This window comes from Pseudomonas sp. GM24, from assembly GCF_000282235.1.
GTDB lineage: Bacteria > Pseudomonadota > Gammaproteobacteria > Pseudomonadales > Pseudomonadaceae > Aquipseudomonas.
Genome location: NZ_AKJR01000303.1, coordinates 1 through 2,485, shown reverse-complemented (window position 1 = coordinate 2,485; position 2,485 = coordinate 1). Strand labels below are relative to the sequence as shown.

Annotated in this window: 1 protein-coding gene; it reads right to left on the bottom strand. The window is 59.2% G+C overall.

Annotated elements, in window-relative coordinates; all coding sequences use genetic code 11:
• Positions 1–64: 64 nt before the first annotated feature.
• On the bottom strand, positions 65–2,116 hold the full coding sequence (locus PMI23_RS27215; protein ID WP_007918934.1) for a putative bifunctional diguanylate cyclase/phosphodiesterase: 2,052 nt from the start codon (positions 2,114–2,116) through the stop codon (positions 65–67).
• Between the last annotated feature and the right edge of the window lie 369 nt (positions 2,117–2,485).

Below are 2,485 nucleotides of genomic sequence, written 5' to 3'. Positions count from 1 at the left end.
GGCAGCTCCTACAGGGGGAACGCATTCCAAATGTAGGAGCTGCCGCAGGCTGCGATCTTTGCTTTTATAAAATAGCCGCGTTAGTGCGTTGCGCCTGTTTGAGATAGGCACCCAGCTCGCGTGCCGGCAATGGCTTACTGTAGTGATAGCCCTGACCTTCGTGGCAGCCTTCGGAAATGATGTAGCTTTCCTGCTCGGCCGTTTCCACGCCCTCGGCAATCACCTGCATGCCCAGACTTTTGCCCAGTTGAATGATCGCGCGAACGATGGTCGCATCATCGTCGTCATCCAGCAGATCCTGCACGAAGCTCTTGTCGATCTTGATCTTGTCCAGCGGCAGACTTTTCAGATAACTGAGCGATGAATAACCGGTGCCGAAGTCATCGATGGCGATCAACGCGCCGGAGCGACGCAGGCTGAGCAAATGTTGGGCGGCGGTGCTGATGTCTTCCATCAGGCCGGTTTCGGTGACTTCCAGCTCCAGGCTGCGCGGCGGCAGGCGGTACATCTGCAACAGGTTGTTCACCACTCGCGGCAGCTCGGCGTGGTGCAGCTGCACGGTGGACAGGTTCACGGCCATGCGCAGGTCGGCGAAACCCTGATCGTGCCATTCGCGCAATTGCTTGCAGGCCTGGTCGAGAACCCATTCGCCAATGGCGATGATCGTGCCGTTCTGCTCGGCCAGCGGAATGAAAAGGTCCGGCGGCACCAGACCGTGTTCCGGATGCTGCCAGCGAATCAGTGCTTCGACGCCGACCACGCGGTGATCGCGATAGCTGATCTGCGGCTGATAAACCAGATAGAACTGATCGCGCAAAAGGGCATCGCGCAGGTCTTTTTCCAGCTCGCGACGGCGGCGCATCTCGCTGTCGACGCTGGCGATGTAAAACTGATAACGGTTGCGCGAGCGGGTTTTGGCCAGGGTCATGGTCTGTTCGGCCTTCTGCAACAGCTTCTCGGTGCTGTCGCCATCCTCCGGGAACAGGGTGATGCCGATGGTCGCGCGCAGGCGGATTTCCTGATGGTCGAGGGCGAACGCCGCTTCCAGATCATCAAGGATGCTTTGCGCCAGTTCCGCTGCTTCGTAAGGTTGTTCGATGTCGGCCTGTACCAGCGCAAACTGGTCACCACCCAGGCGGGCGAGGGCGCCGAGGCGGCCGCTGTGGGCACGCAAGCGATCGGCCAGAGCCAGCAACAATTGGTCGCCGGTCTGGTAGCTGAACTGCTCGTTGATGCCTTTGAAATCGTCCAGCCCCACGCACAACACTGCGACCCGACGTTGCAGCTTGCCGGCGTCGACCAGAATCTTGTCCAGTTGCTGCTGCAGTTGCTGACGGTTCGGCAGACCGGTGAGGAAGTCGTATTGGGCCATGCGCAGCAGACTGTTTTCGGCTTCGTGGCGCAGATGGGTGTTGCGCTCGATCGACTCAAGCAACTGATTGGCGGTGTTGATCCAGATGCCCAGTTCGTTTTTTTCGTGGCCCTTGAGCTGCGGGATCTTGTGCTCGCTGGGGCGATCCGGGTTGATCTCGGTGAGGTGCTCGATGATCCGCGACAGCGGTTTGGTCAGCAGCCAGTGATAGACCAGGTACAGCACCAGACCCATCGCCAGTGCGCGCAACACGCCGGAGATGAAGATGATTACCGAACTGACGATAAAGCCTTCGCCATAGGTGGCGGTATCGAGGGTGATGCTCAGGTCGCCGTAATACTCACTGTACGGGCCACGCCCCACCAACTGCGTGGTAAAGGTGCGCTCCTGGCCGAGGATAAGGTCGGTCAGCCAGCGGCTGTTGGACTGCTGCAGGTCGCGGGATTTCTGCGCGAGCATGGCTTCGTTGGGATGGCCGATGGAGGCCTGACGCACGGCATCGTCCTGGAACAGGCCTTCGATCACCTGCATGCCCATCTCCCGGTCCAGGCTGTAAACGGCCTGGGTCGACGGGTCGCGGAACATGTCGAGGATGCGTTCGGCGTCGCCGGCAACGGCCTGACGGGTTTTATAGGCATCGAAAACGATCTGCGCGCAGCTCAAGACTACGCCGACGATCAATGCCGACAGGAGCACGACCCGGAGCAACTTCACCGACAAGCTGTTCTTGAGTTCCAGCTTCAAAGGGTTATTCCTTGTTCCGTGCGGGTAGCGTCAAGTTGCCATGAGTATTGGCAATCCCGTGTTTGCAGTCAAAGGGACAATCAGACCGGGGATGATTTGCCCGTGGCCTTGGCCGAAATGCTGCTGTTTGGAGTATTAGCCCTATTTGTACTGTGTCGGTAGTTTCGGCCCTCAACTTGAGCGGTTCGCAGCATTTTTTCCTCTTTTTGATGGTAGTCCGCTGTGGCACGGCGGCAAGCAGCGGCAGACCGCTTTCAGCGTGAGAAAAACGCTATTGATCGTTCCCATGCTCAGCGTGGGAATGCCTCTAGGGACGCGGAGCGTCCAGTGACGCGGAGCGTCACGGGCTGCATGCCCACGCGGAGCGTG